Genomic DNA, 13363 nt, shown 5'->3' with positions numbered 1-13363 from the left:
TGGTTGAAATTTTTAGAATTTGAGAAATTTCAGACAGGGATGAAAAGGGCGCTAACCGCCCTTGATTAAAATCTGTCAGGCGAGTTTTGCCTGATTGATTTGACTCAGTGGCTCATTGACATCGAAAACTTTGGCGACAACTTCCTCAACGCCGAGATTTTTCAGTCGGGCAGTGTGTTTTTCCAGATAGGCAAGGGCGCTTTTTTCATCAGTGAAAAGGTAGATCCCACCGGCTTCGTGGTTCTTTTCACTTTCTGTCCATACCTTCCACAGAAAACCAGGTTCCTGATTAATCGACTCAGCAAGCGGTTTAAGCTGCTCAGCCATTGCGTCGCCAAATGGGCCATTAAAAGCAAAATGAAGTTGTAACAAAGTTGCCATAGCGATTCTCCTTCTGATAACGCATACGAAGACAGTGTAAATCTTTTAACGTATTGGATACAGAGAAGAAACAGAGGGAAAAAAGGAGAAGACCAGATTAAGAAAATCTGGTGCGTCCGAGTGGACTCGAACCACCGACCCCCACCATGTCAAGGTGGTGCTCTAACCAACTGAGCTACGGACGCAGGATGGTGCGTTCAATTGGACTCGAACCAACGACCCCCACCATGTCAAGGTGGTGCTCTAACCAACTGAGCTATGAACGCAACGTTGTAGGTGACAACGGGGACGAATATTAGCGGCAGAGTGGGAAGGTGGCAAGAGGCAAAACGTAATTTTCTGCGCTATTTCGACCGTTTGCAGAGCTTTTAAGCAAATTGGCTATATTTTGTTGATTTGCAAGGGCGATTTTTATTCAGGATCGCATTTACATCAGATACAACCCAATAATCCGTGTATCAGAGTTTAAACAGAGTTGTTTGCCACCATCTCAAAATCTGTCGTGGATAAATCCTCCGTAGCCTTTACACTTAGGTAGCAATAAAGGCACACAGATGCAGCAAAGGAATAAATCATGGGATCTGATGCGAAAAACTTGATGAGCGACGGGAACGTGCAAATTGTTAAGACCGGCGAGGTCATTGGCGCGACGCAACTTACTGAAGGTGAGTTAATTGTTGAAGCTGGCGGAAGAGCCGAAAATACCGTGGTCACGGGGGCTGGCTGGTTGAAAGTGGCAACCGGTGGGATCGCCAAATGCACACAGTACGGCAACAATGGCACGCTATCGGTCAGCGACGGTGCCATTGCCACAGATATTGTTCAGTCCGAGGGAGGCGCAATTAGTCTCTCTACGCTCGCTACGGTTAATGGCCGCCATCCCGAAGGTGAATTCAGCGTTGATAAAGGTTATGCCTGCGGTTTGTTGCTGGAAAATGGCGGTAACCTGCGTGTACTGGAAGGCCATCGCGCGGAAAAAATTATTCTCGATCAAGAGGGTGGCCTGTTGGTCAATGGGACAACCTCAGCGGTCGTGGTAGATGAAGGTGGTGAATTGTTGGTGTATCCAGGTGGGGAAGCCAGCAATTGTGAGATTAATCAGGGCGGCGTTTTTATGCTGGCGGGGAAAGCCAGTGATACATTGCTTGCTGGTGGCACCATGAATAATCTCGGTGGTGAAGACTCTAACACTATTGTTGAGAATGGAGGCATCTATCGTCTGGGTACGGATGGTCTTCAGCTCTACAGTTCCGGTAAGACGCAAAACCTGTCCGTTAATGTGGGGGGGCGGGCTGAAGTGCATGCCGGTACGCTGGAAAATGCGGTAATACAAGGTGGGACAGTGATCCTGTTGTCACCCACCAGCGCGGACGAAAATTTTGTCGTAGAGGAAGATCGCGCACCGGTTGAACTGACCGGTAGTGTTGCATTACTGGACGGCGCTTCAATGATTATTGGCTATGGCGCAGATCTGCAACAATCAACGATTACTGTACAGCAGGGCGGTGTATTGATTCTCGACGGCAGTACGGTAAAAGGTGACAGTGTCACTTTCAGTGTTGGTAACATCAATCTCAATGGCGGAAAACTGTGGCTAATCACTGGTGCGGCAACGCATGTGCAACTGAAAGTGAAACGCCTGCGTGGAGAGGGAGCCATTTGCCTGCAAACCAGTGCGAAAGAAATTTCACCTGACTTCATCAATGTGAAAGGGGAAGTTACCGGGGATATACACGTTGAGATAACAGATGCCAGTCGGCAAACTCTGTGTAACGCACTGAAACTACAGCCAGACGAAGACGGGATTGGCGCAACGCTCCAGCCTGCGTAAAAACACAGGCGCAACCCGTGAAGGTTGCGCCTTGTCTTTACTAGCGAGCTGCTCGTTGCAGAATGATGGCTGACGGCAGACGTTGCAGGAACCGCATACGCAGCATCATCATAATGGCTGCCGACGTCAGGCCAATAATAAAGCCTATCCAGAAGCCTGCTGGCCCCATAGGTTCAACGACCAGATCGGTCAGTGCCAGAATATAGCCGCTTGGCAAGCCCAGCACCCAGTAAGCCGTAAAGGTAATATAGAAAATGGAACGCGTATCTTTATATCCACGCAAAATCCCACTGCCAATGACCTGGATTGAGTCAGAAATCTGATATACCGCCGCCAGCAACATCAAATGCGCAGCCAGCGTTACAACCTCGGGATTGTCGTTGTACAACAGGGCGATTTGCTCCCGCAGTGAAACCGTGAAAATGGCCGTCAGGGTTGCCATACAGACACCCACCATAAGCCCGGTCCGCGCAGCGGTTTGCGCATCCAGCGTTGAGCCCTGACCCAGACGATAACCTACGCGGATGGTTACCGCTGCCGCCAGCGACATGGGAAGTACGAACATCAGTGAACTAAAGTTCAGGGCAATCTGATGTCCTGCGACATCAACAATACCTAGCGGAGACACTAACAGAGCCACGACGGCAAACAGTGTTACTTCAAAGAACAGCGCCAGCGCAATTGGCAAACCGAGTTGAATCAGTCGTTTCATAACCGCAGGATCGGGTTTAGCGGTGCCTTTTTCGTTACGAATATCGCGCATCGAGCGGGCGCGTTTAATGTAAGAAACCATGGCAAGGAACATGACCCAATACACCGCAGCAGTAGCCACGCCACAACCAACGCCACCGAGCTCAGGCATACCGAAATGACCGTAAATAAAGATATAGTTCACCGGAATGTTCACCAGCAGGCCGATAAAGCCCATCACCATACCCGGCTTGGTTTTTGCCAGACCTTCACACTGGTTACGGGCAACCTGGAAGAAAAGATAGCCCGGCGCGCCCCATAGCAACGCACGCAGATAACCCACGGCTTTGTCCGCCAGAGCCGGATCGATGTTTTGCATGGAACGGATAATGTAACCCGCATTCCACAGTACCAGCATAATGAGAACGGAAACAAAACCTGCCAGCCAGAAACCTTGTCGCACCTGATGCGCAATGCGCTCACGTCGACCGGAACCATTTAATTGCGCGATAACCGGCGTTAATGCCAGCAGCAGTCCGTGACCAAAGAGGATCGCCGGAAGCCAGATAGAAGTTCCGATAGCAACCGCCGCCATGTCGGTGGCACTATAGCCGCCCGCCATCACGGTATCGACAAAACCCATCGCAGTTTGGGCGATTTGCGCGAGAATCACCGGGATTGCTAATGCTAATAACAGACGCGCTTCACTGATATACTTCTGCACGTGAACACCTTTTATTTGTAGTTATATGAGAGACTAAAAAGCCGCCTGAATGGGCAGCAAAAAGAAGAAGCAGGGGAAATTCAGTCTATTGTAGCGAGGATTTATTAATTCTCCAGTGAAAAAATAGTCATTCTTACCCCTTCACTGGTAAGGGCGTTTTCCACCTGCTATTGTGCTGAACAGAATGTCTTAACTGATTTCAGGAGTTGTAAGTATGTTTACGGGGATTGTACAGGGCACCGCAAAACTGGTGTCGATTGACGAGAAACCAAATTTTCGCACACATGTGGTGGAGTTACCCGACCACATGCTGGACGGTCTGGAAACCGGTGCTTCCGTGGCGCATAACGGTTGCTGCCTGACCGTGACGGAAATTAACGGCAACCATGTCAGTTTTGACCTGATGAAAGAAACGTTACGCATTACCAATCTTGGCGATTTAAAAGTGGGGGATTGGGTAAACGTTGAGCGTGCGGCGAAATTCAGTGATGAAATTGGCGGACACTTAATGTCAGGTCATATTATGACCACCGCTGAAGTGGCGAAAATATTAACCTCGGAAAATAATCGCCAGATCTGGTTTAAAGTCCAGGATAGTCAGTTGATGAAATATATTCTGTACAAAGGATTTATTGGCATCGACGGTATTAGCCTGACCGTCGGTGAAGTCACGCCAACGCGTTTTTGCGTCCATTTAATTCCGGAAACACTGGAACGCACGACTCTTGGGAAGAAAAAACTTGGCGCACGCGTCAACATTGAAATCGATCCACAAACTCAGGCAGTGGTAGATACGGTAGAACGAGTGCTGGCGGCACGAGAAAATGCCATGAATCAACCAGGTACAGAAGCCTGATCTGAAATCGCCCCCGGAGAGGGGGCGATAGAATAGCCTTTAGCGAGCCACTCGAAGGCCGTTTTCAACACCGCGTGAGAACACGACCTGCCAGAGCTGAATATCACGGGCGCGGAAAGCACCCGCACAGGCATTCAGATAATAGGTAAACATCCGTTTAAAGCGTTCACTGTAGTTATCCGCAATTTCTGGCCATGCGGCGAGGAATCGTTCATACCACGCCATCAACGTAGTATCGTAATCAGCACCGAAGTTATGCCAGTCTTCCATCACAAAGTGGGGTTCGCTGGACTGAGCAATCTGGCGTACAGAGGGCAGGCAACCGTTCGGAAAAATATATTTATTAATCCAGGGATCAACATTCAGATCGGTTTTTTTCGAACCGATAGTATGGAGCAGGAATATGCCTTCCGGTTTCAAATTACGATCCACCACCGCAAAATAGGTATCGTAATTTTTCGGTCCGACGTGCTCGAACATCCCCACAGAAACAATACGATCAAACTGGTCGTTCAGGTCACGATAATCTTGCAGCAAAATGGTGACATCCAGGCCTTCACAGCGTTCCTGAGCCATTTTTTGCTGTTCGGCAGAAATGGTGACGCCAACCACGCTTACGTCATAATTAGATGCCATGTAGTGCGCCAGTCCGCCCCAGCCGCAGCCAATATCCAGTACGCGCATCCCTGGTTTTAACTGCAATTTTTCACAAATCATTTTGAGCTTCGCCTGCTGGGCAGATTCCAGATTATCGGCATCTTTCCAGTAAGCGCAGGAATATTGCATGAAGGGATCAAGCATGCGGCTGAACAAGTCATTACCCAAATCGTAATGCTCTTTGCCGACTATCCAGGCACGTTTTTTACTCTGAAGATTGAAGAGACGAGCGCCGGCAATACGCAGCGTGTCTTTGAAATGATGGGGGAGTTGGTTCTCGAGACCTGCGCGTAAGACTTTGCTAAAAAACATATCCAGTCGGTCACATTCCCACCAGCCATCCATATAACTTTCGCCTAACCCCAAAGAGCCTTCCTGCAGAACGCGTTTAAAAAAATCGGGGTTTTTCACATGAATATCCGCCGGGGCAGAACCGTTAATGGCTATACCGGCACGGCTAAGTAATTCGTTGGCGATACGGTACCAGTTGTCATCCGGTACACTGACTTCTTCTATACACGATGAACTCATAGTTTCTCCATCACTGGTCGGTGATCAGAACCTTAAAACAGCGTAGACGCTTTTTGGGCTTTGTGAGAAATCTCGCAGAAAAAACCGCGAGTCTATAATCCGACGTAGAACAGAGGGAAAGGAGGAACCCTTGCCGAAATGACCATCCATAGCGAGTCGGGAACGATCCTGTCCCCGTAAAAACATAATATTTATCGTAGCTTTAACAACTCGAAATTAGTATAGGCCGCTAATTTCAATCATACAACAAAATTTTGTTAGCAGCCTAAGTATAAGCATATCGATATAGATCAGTGTGATTCGCTATGAGCGACTTCGGCATTGCCATGATTCTGGCAGTCTACTTCTTCACAACGTTGCATCATGTAACCCAGAGCAACCAGCACTACTGTTGATAACATCACGCTGGTGGTGGTGAGCAATGGCGTGCTGATACTGATAAGCCAGGAAACTACCAGACTTGCGAGGAAGCACAGACCCAGTTGTAGAGTGTTCTGCAACGCTGCGGCGCGACCAGTTGCATGTGGGAAGGGACGCAGCGCCTGGGCGACAACAATCGGGTAGATCGCGCCATTGGCAATCGCCATCACACAGAATGGGATCAGGATTTCGACTAGCGACACATGGCTAATGAAGCCCGCAGCCCAGGTCGCAATGACGCTGACAGCAAACAGTACCAGCAACCACGGTAATAACTGCTTGCCTTGCCATTTCTGCAGTGCGGCGCGACAGCCATAACCACCAATCAGAAACGCGATAGTTTGCGGGACATAACTTAAACCAATAACTGCCGGGCTGTAGCCCATTTCACTAAGGATGAACGGTGAGCCGGTCAGCCATGCAAAAAAACTGGCTGAACAGGTCGCATATATCAGCACGTTGCCGCGATAGGTTTTAGAACGTAGCAGGTCGGTAAAGGTCAGACCATCCTGACTATTGTTACGGGCCTTCGTCGTGGGTTTGAGCCAGAAAATAGGCAGAATCAGCACCACGGTAATGGCAAACAGGGTGGCGAAAATCGCCTGCCAGGAAAAATGGACCAGCAGCCAGCTTCCTAACAGAGGAGCCAGTGCCGGAGATAGACCCACCAGCGGCATGATGGTCGCAAAAATACGGTTAACTTTCTGTGAAGGATAATAATCCGTCACTAACGCTTGCCAGATAACCGCCGCGGCGCAGACACCCACAGCCTGTACAAAACGCAATACCAGCAGCGTAGCGGCGTTTTCTACCCACAGCATCCCCAGACTACCTAACGCAAAAATTGTCAGGCCGATTAATAATACCGGTTTACGACCATAACGGTCGGAGAGCGGCCCCCACAGAAGCTGGGCTGCGGCAAAACCGGCAAGGAACAGACTAAGGCTGGCACTGACAGCAGACGCAGGCGTTTGCAGGTCGGCCTGTATGGCGGCGAAAGCAGGCAGATACATATCGGTTGCCAGAAAACCGAGTACGCTCAAACCCGCCAGCCAGACTAAAAATCTTTTCCCAGGTTGCATGTATATTCTCTAAATCTCTCAATTAAACACCGCCGCAAAGTGTAGGGAGTGAAATTAGTGTTGTGAAACGGTAATATTTGATGACTGGTTTCAAAAATTTTGCAGGCAGACTATGTGGTCAGAATATTCACTCGAAGTTGTTGATGCGGTAGCGCGTAATGGTAGTTTTAGCGCTGCGGCACAGGAGTTGCATCGCGTTCCTTCTGCGGTCAGCTATACCGTGCGTCAGCTGGAAGAGTGGCTGGCGGTGCCGCTGTTTGAACGACGTCACCGTGATGTGGAACTGACCGCTGCCGGGGCGTGGTTTCTCAAAGAAGGGCGCTCTGTTGTCAAAAAAATGCAGATCACCCGGCAGCAATGTCAGCAGATAGCGAACGGCTGGCGCGGTCAGTTAGCTATCGCAGTGGATAATATTGTCAGGCCAGAACGTACACGGCAGATGATCGTTGATTTTTATCGCCATTTTGATGATGTCGAACTTCTTGTCTTTCAGGAAGTGTTCAACGGTGTCTGGGATGCGCTTTCCGACGGGCGCGTGGAACTGGCGATTGGCGCAACACGCGCGATTCCGGTAGGCGGTCGTTATGCCTTCCGGGATATGGGGATGCTAAGCTGGAGTTGCGTTGTTGCCAGTCACCACCCGCTGGCGTTGATGGATGGCCCGTTCAGCGATGATACGTTGCGCAACTGGCCGTCGTTGGTGCGCGAAGACACCTCGCGAACGCTACCTAAACGTATTACCTGGTTGCTGGATAACCAAAAAAGACTTGTCGTGCCTGACTGGGAATCATCGGCAACCTGTATCTCGGCAGGATTATGCATAGGGATGGTGCCAACACATTTCGCCAAACCGTGGCTTAATGAGGGTAAGTGGGTAGCACTAGAACTGGAAAACCCCTTCCCGGATTCGGCATGTTGTCTGACATGGCAGCAAAATGATATGTCGCCTGCGTTAACCTGGTTGCTTGAGTATCTCGGCGATAGTGAGACGCTGAATAAGGAGTGGCTGCGGGAGCCGGAAGAGACTCCCGCAACGGGTGATTAACGACGATAGTCGCGGAACGGGCCGTCAGCCACGGAGCGGCGTTCAATCAAGCGCGGATGCACTTCAATGGACTGCGGTTCTTCACGTTTGTTGACGATACGATCCAACAGCATGTTGAACGCAGTTTCACCCAGCGAATCTTTTGGCTGGTGGATCGTGGTCAGCGCCGGCGTAAAATAGCGGGCGTTGCGCACGTTATCATACCCGATCAGCGAAACATCCTGCGGGACGCGCAGACCCATTTCATCAGCAGCACAAAGTGCGCCCATTGCCATGATATCGCCACCACAGAAGACGGCAGTAGGGCGATGCGGCTGCGACAGGATTTGCTGCATGGCGCGATAACCGGATTCAGGTTCAAAGTCACCCTGCACAATCCAGCTTTCCGGCACCTTGATCATCGCTTCTTCCATCGCCTTCATAAAACCGGCAAGGCGGCCTGCGCCAGTGTTACGTTCCAGCGGGCCGGGGATAACGCCGATTTCGCGGTGACCGCGTTCTATCAGATAACGCCCGGCCATGTAACCGCCTTCGAACGCGTTATCAATGACCGCATCGGTGAAGTCAGCTTTTGCTTCACCCCAGTCCATCACCACCATTGGGATATGGCGATACTCTTCCAGCATCGCCAGCAACGGCTCTGGGTACTCAGAACACATCACCAGCAGACCATCGACGCGTTTTTGCGCCATCATCGACAGATAAGCCCGCTGTTTCTCAAGATTGTTCCACGCATTGCCCAGAATCAGGGTGTAACCTTTCTGGAAGCAATTTTTTTCAACCGCTTCAATGATCTCGGCAAAATAGGCCGCTTCGCTGCTGGTCGCCAGCAAACCGATAGACTTGGTGTGGTTAACCTTCAGGCTACGCGCCACCGCGCTGGGGGAGTAGTGTAATTCTTTAATCGCTGCCCACACGGCGTTGCGCGTTTCTTCAGCGACGAAACGTGTTTTGTTGATCACGTGTGACACAGTTGTAGTGGAAACGTTTGCTCGTTTCGCTACATCTTTTATTGTTGCCATTCCATTTCACTCCAGACCCTAACTTCAGCTCCTGCAAAATCGCAAGGTAAACGTTTGCCTTTACACACCTTACGCACAACCAAAGTGTTGCGGTACGCCGGAAAAACGACACGGAGCGTCAGGAAGGGGTCAATGGCCAGTACGCAAATAGTGTAAGCGTGGAATTTTGGCCGATCTTGACGAAAAGGGGAAGTGGTAAAAACACTTATCATTATAAATGACGGGAGATTTTTTCATCACAGTGTGTAAAAATGCGTAATATCACTTTTTGTGTGGTAATAAAAAAGGAGAAAACTTGATGAGCACCGACCTTAAATTTTCACTGGTAACAACGATTATCGTCCTCGGTTTGATCGTGGCCGTGGGTTTGACTGCCGCGCTGCACTGATTTCCTCTCGAGGGAGCGCGTTCTCCCTCGCATCTCCTTCCTGTTTGTTAGCAAAATGGCAAAAGTGTTTTCTCTTTTTGTTATTTTCATTTTTTTGTGATTGCTGTCATGCTTTCGCCACTTTAATGAATATCGCGTAATGACGCGAAGAGGTGGAGATAAGGCATGAAAATTAACTATCCGTTGCTGGCGCTGGCGATTGGCGCGTTTGGTATTGGGACAACGGAGTTCTCGCCAATGGGCTTATTGCCCGTCATTGCGCGCGGTGTGGATGTCTCGATTCCCGCTGCCGGAATGTTAATCAGTGCCTATGCAGTTGGCGTAATGGTTGGCGCGCCGCTGATGACGCTTCTACTTTCTCATCGTGCTCGCCGCAGTGCGTTGATTTTCCTGATGGCGATTTTCACGCTCGGCAACGTACTTTCCGCCATCGCGCCGGATTATATGACTCTCATGCTTTCACGCATTTTGACCAGCCTGAATCACGGAGCATTTTTTGGTTTGGGTTCAGTTGTGGCCGCAAGCGTGGTGCCAAAACATAAACAGGCCAGCGCAGTTGCCACTATGTTTATGGGGTTAACCCTGGCAAATATCGGTGGCGTTCCGGCAGCGACCTGGTTGGGCGAAACCATCGGCTGGCGGATGTCATTTCTGGCAACGGCGGTGCTGGGCGTGATTTCAATGGTAAGTCTGTTCTTCTCATTACCTAAAGGTGGCGCAGGGGCGCGACCTGAAGTGAAAAAAGAGCTGGCGGTATTAATGCGTCCGCAGGTGCTGTCTGCATTGCTGACGACGGTACTGGGAGCTGGTGCAATGTTTACCCTCTACACCTATATCTCTCCGGTACTGCAAAGCATTACCCACGCAACGCCGGTGTTCGTCACGGCAATGCTGGTGCTGATTGGTGTCGGATTCTCTATCGGTAACTATCTCGGCGGCAAACTGGCAGATCGTTCAGTTAATGGCACGTTGAAAGGCTTTTTGTTGCTGCTGATGGTGATTATGCTGGCAATCCCGTTCCTGGCCCGCAATGAGTTCGGCGCAGCTATTAGCATGGTGGTGTGGGGAGCTGCAACCTTTGCGGTCGTACCGCCGTTACAGATGCGCGTGATGCGTGTCGCCAGTGAAGCGCCAGGTCTGTCTTCATCAGTCAATATTGGTGCCTTTAATCTTGGAAATGCGCTGGGAGCAGCTGCTGGTGGTGCGGTAATTTCCGCTGGGCTGGGATACAGCTTTGTGCCGGTGATGGGGGCGATTGTCGCGGGACTGGCATTATTGCTGGTGTTTATGTCAGCCAGAAAACAACCTGAGGCAGTTTGCGTTGCCAACAGCTAATTAAACAAAAACGCAGAAGGATAACCTTCTGCGTTACAGTTGCTGGCAACGTGCGATTTATCTTGCCGGATGCGGTGTTAACGCTTCATCCGAGTTGGCATGGTAAGCGAAGCGCATCAGGCAATGTTGCATTTGCCATCAGTTATTATGCAGCGAGATTTTTTGCTACGAATTCCCAGTTCACCAGCGCCCAGAAGTGCTCCAGATAGCCAGGACGTGCATTGCGATAGTCGATGTAATAAGCGTGTTCCCAGACATCAACGGTCAGCAGCGGAGTCGCATCGGTGGTCAGCGGAGTACCCGCGTTAGAGGTTGAAACGATAGCCAGTTTGCCATCGCTGTTTTTCACCAGCCAGGTCCAGCCAGAACCAAAGTTTTTGATTGCTGCATCAGTAAACTGTGCTTTGAAATCGGCAAAGCTGCCAAAAGATGCGGCGATAGCTTCAGCGACTTTTCCAGTCGGTTCGCCACCCGCGTTCGGTGCCAGGCAGTTCCAGTAGAAAGTATGGTTCCAGACCTGAGCTGCGTTGTTGAATACGCCACCTTCAGAGCTGCGAATAATCTCTTCCAGTGATTTACCTTCAAACGCGGTACCTTTAATCAGGTTGTTCAGGTTAGTGACATAAGTCTGATGATGCTTGCCATAGTGATACTCGATGGTTTCCGCAGAAATGTGCGGTGCCAGAGCATCTTTAGCATATGGTAGTGCAGGTAATTCGAATGACATTGCTACTCTCCTTTATTATTAATTTGCATACGTACAATAGCCTTATTGTGCGTATGGATAGGGTAGCAAATTAAAAGGTGAGACAAAAGATGAACTTACCCTGTTGCCGTAACAACAGGGTAAAGTTTTAGCGAAGTGTTTTTGGGGTCATTACCCGGCGAGCGCCAACATAGTGGCGCTGCCAGTAGTCTTCACTGAGAGAAGTGATTTGAATTTCCTGACCCGTACGCGGTGACTGAATAAATTTGCCGTTGCCGACATATACGCCGACATGATCGGCTGTACCGCGTCCCTGAGTACGGAAAAAGACCAGGTCGCCGTTTTTCAGTTCACTACGTTCGATTGGCGCTGCATCTCGCAGGTGATACATTTCATTCGCCGTACGCGGAATACGTATTTTCACCAAATCTTTATAAGCGTAATAAACCAGGCCGCTGCAATCAAAACCGGTACGCGGTGAGCTGCCACCCCAACGATATGGCTTACCAATTTGCTGCATCAGTTTATTCATTGCCACTTTCGTGGCTTTTTGCACCTTCGCTTTGTGCGCGTCGGCAAGAGTTCCTGACGCGGCATTTTTGACTTTCACACAATGCGATTTATAGCCCTTACGTTTGGTACACTTTTCGGTAAAGCTGGCTGAGGCCGTTTTATTGACGGCGTGTTTGCTGCGAGTTTTGGCGTTTTTAGAAGCGGTAATGGAAGATTTTTTAACGGAAGAAGCGGTTTTGCTTTTGATCGTACTTTTACTGGCGGCTTTTTTCGCTGTTTTCTGGCTGGCTTTCTGGGTCTTTTTGGTGGTTGCCGTGCTTTTCTTTTTATCTGCTTTTTTGGTGATATGAGTAGTAGCAGAACTCTCCCTGGCTTGCTTTGAAGCATGGGCCATAGGCGTTAAAGGCAGGGTGGTAAAAAGTAAAGCACAGAGCGTGATCGAAATACGGTTTATCCGCGCCACTGAGCGTCCCTCTGTTAAGGCAGGTCTATCATGCCTGCGTCTGATTTACAAAACTTGATGATTCTAATGCATAGAAGAAGAGAAAGTTAATAGCTTTTATTGTTAAAAAATACGTTTCGTTGGCGAGCGCAAAAAAATGCAGCAGTGAAAGCTAAAAATGGTTATAAATACGCCAGTTTGCCGTGCGTCAGGGAAGAAACGAATATTTGAAATGCAACAAATAGAGCAAAGGGATAAAATAGCAAAAGCGTGATGAAAATGTTATTTTCCGATGCCGCACTGACCCGCTACAATGTCAGATTACTGCCGTAAAGAAGTTTGAGGAAGCAAGACAATGAGCACCACTATCGAAAAAATCCAACGCCAGATTGCTGAAAACCCGATCCTGCTGTACATGAAAGGTTCACCGAAACTGCCGAGCTGCGGTTTCTCTGCCCAGGCAGTCCAGGCGCTTGCCGCATGTGGCGAACGTTTTGCCTATGTTGATATTCTGCAGAATCCGGACATTCGTGCGGAACTGCCGAAATATGCTAACTGGCCGACCTTCCCGCAACTGTGGGTTGACGGCGAGCTGGTCGGCGGTTGTGATATCGTGATCGAAATGTATCAGCGTGGCGAACTGCAGCAGCTGATCAAAGAAACTGCCGCTAAATACAAGTCTGAAGAGCCGGACGCTGAATAATCCGTCCTGCAATACTGACGGATGCGAACGGGCATCC

13 protein-coding genes and 2 tRNA genes are annotated in these 13363 nt (G+C 49.7%); 6 read left to right on the top strand and 9 right to left on the bottom strand.

Annotated elements, in window-relative coordinates; translation table 11 throughout:
- Positions 1 to 75: 75 nt before the first annotated feature.
- The 3 genes from ACJHWK_RS08520 to ACJHWK_RS08510 form a co-directional block, all read right to left on the bottom strand.
- The gene (locus ACJHWK_RS08520; RefSeq protein ID WP_000212657.1) at positions 76 to 381 is read right to left on the bottom strand and encodes a monooxygenase; all 306 of its coding nucleotides are present in this window, start codon (positions 379 to 381) and stop codon (positions 76 to 78) included.
- Positions 382 to 489: 108 nt separating this feature from the next.
- Positions 490 to 566, bottom strand: a tRNA-Val gene (locus ACJHWK_RS08515).
- A gap of 4 nt (positions 567 to 570) precedes the next feature.
- Positions 571 to 647 (bottom strand) — tRNA-Val (locus ACJHWK_RS08510).
- A 308-nt stretch (positions 648 to 955) separates the two neighbouring features.
- Here ACJHWK_RS08510 and ACJHWK_RS08505 point away from each other — a divergent pair.
- Positions 956 to 2212 (top strand): AIDA repeat-containing protein, encoded by a 1257-nt coding sequence (locus ACJHWK_RS08505; RefSeq protein WP_170886368.1) that lies wholly within the window; start codon positions 956 to 958, stop codon positions 2210 to 2212.
- A 40-nt stretch (positions 2213 to 2252) separates the two neighbouring features.
- Here the strand turns inward: ACJHWK_RS08505 and mdtK are convergent, their stop codons facing one another.
- Entirely contained in the window at positions 2253 to 3626 is a 1374-nt protein-coding gene (gene mdtK / locus ACJHWK_RS08500) for a multidrug efflux MATE transporter MdtK (protein WP_001174963.1), read from the bottom strand.
- A gap of 214 nt (positions 3627 to 3840) precedes the next feature.
- Here mdtK and ribE point away from each other — a divergent pair, with 214 nt between their 5' ends.
- On the top strand, positions 3841 to 4482 hold the full coding sequence (gene ribE / locus ACJHWK_RS08495; protein ID WP_000493947.1) for a riboflavin synthase: 642 nt from the start codon (positions 3841 to 3843) through the stop codon (positions 4480 to 4482).
- A gap of 39 nt (positions 4483 to 4521) precedes the next feature.
- Here the strand turns inward: ribE and cfa are convergent, their stop codons facing one another.
- Together cfa and punC are read right to left on the bottom strand one after the other, a co-directional pair.
- Entirely contained in the window at positions 4522 to 5670 is a 1149-nt protein-coding gene (gene cfa, locus ACJHWK_RS08490; RefSeq protein ID WP_000098886.1) for a cyclopropane fatty acyl phospholipid synthase, read from the bottom strand.
- 290 nt (positions 5671 to 5960) lie between these two features.
- Entirely contained in the window at positions 5961 to 7172 is a 1212-nt protein-coding gene (punC, locus tag ACJHWK_RS08485; RefSeq protein WP_170886369.1) for a purine nucleoside transporter PunC, read from the bottom strand.
- 112 nt (positions 7173 to 7284) lie between these two features.
- Here punC and punR point away from each other — a divergent pair, with 112 nt between their 5' ends.
- Positions 7285 to 8217 (top strand): DNA-binding transcriptional activator PunR, encoded by a 933-nt coding sequence (gene punR, locus ACJHWK_RS08480; protein ID WP_000269493.1) that lies wholly within the window; start codon positions 7285 to 7287, stop codon positions 8215 to 8217.
- Here punR and purR read toward each other — a convergent pair.
- Positions 8214 to 9239 carry an HTH-type transcriptional repressor PurR gene (gene purR, locus ACJHWK_RS08475; RefSeq protein WP_000190982.1) on the bottom strand — a complete coding sequence of 342 codons (1026 nt, stop codon included), beginning with the start codon at positions 9237 to 9239 and terminating at the stop codon, positions 8214 to 8216. The genes punR and purR overlap by 4 nt on opposite strands.
- A gap of 298 nt (positions 9240 to 9537) precedes the next feature.
- On the opposite strand from purR, the gene cydH reads away from it, so the two are divergent.
- On the top strand, positions 9538 to 9627 hold the full coding sequence (gene cydH / locus ACJHWK_RS08470; RefSeq protein WP_000102278.1) for a cytochrome bd-I accessory subunit CydH: 90 nt from the start codon (positions 9538 to 9540) through the stop codon (positions 9625 to 9627).
- A 165-nt stretch (positions 9628 to 9792) separates the two neighbouring features.
- Complete coding sequence (locus ACJHWK_RS08465) at positions 9793 to 10962, top strand: MFS transporter (RefSeq protein ID WP_001520605.1); 1170 nt, start codon at positions 9793 to 9795, stop codon at positions 10960 to 10962.
- A 145-nt stretch (positions 10963 to 11107) separates the two neighbouring features.
- Here ACJHWK_RS08465 and sodB read toward each other — a convergent pair whose 3' ends face one another.
- Together sodB and mepH are read right to left on the bottom strand one after the other, a co-directional pair.
- Positions 11108 to 11689, bottom strand: a complete 582-nt coding sequence (gene sodB, locus ACJHWK_RS08460; protein WP_000007283.1) for a superoxide dismutase [Fe] — start codon at positions 11687 to 11689, stop codon at positions 11108 to 11110.
- A 127-nt stretch (positions 11690 to 11816) separates the two neighbouring features.
- Positions 11817 to 12644: a peptidoglycan DD-endopeptidase MepH gene (gene mepH / locus ACJHWK_RS08455; protein ID WP_000101181.1), complete on the bottom strand. Its 828-nt coding sequence runs from the start codon at positions 12642 to 12644 to the stop codon at positions 11817 to 11819.
- Between the two features lie 334 nt (positions 12645 to 12978).
- Here mepH and grxD point away from each other — a divergent pair, with 334 nt between their 5' ends.
- Entirely contained in the window at positions 12979 to 13326 is a 348-nt protein-coding gene (grxD, locus tag ACJHWK_RS08450; RefSeq protein WP_000108172.1) for a monothiol glutaredoxin 4, read from the top strand.
- Positions 13327 to 13363: the final 37 nt, after the last annotated feature.

This window comes from Escherichia sp. WS547 (genome assembly GCF_046486065.1).
In the GTDB taxonomy this organism is placed as follows: domain Bacteria; phylum Pseudomonadota; class Gammaproteobacteria; order Enterobacterales; family Enterobacteriaceae; genus Escherichia; species Escherichia coli.
This window is presented reverse-complemented; position numbering and strand designations above follow the sequence as displayed.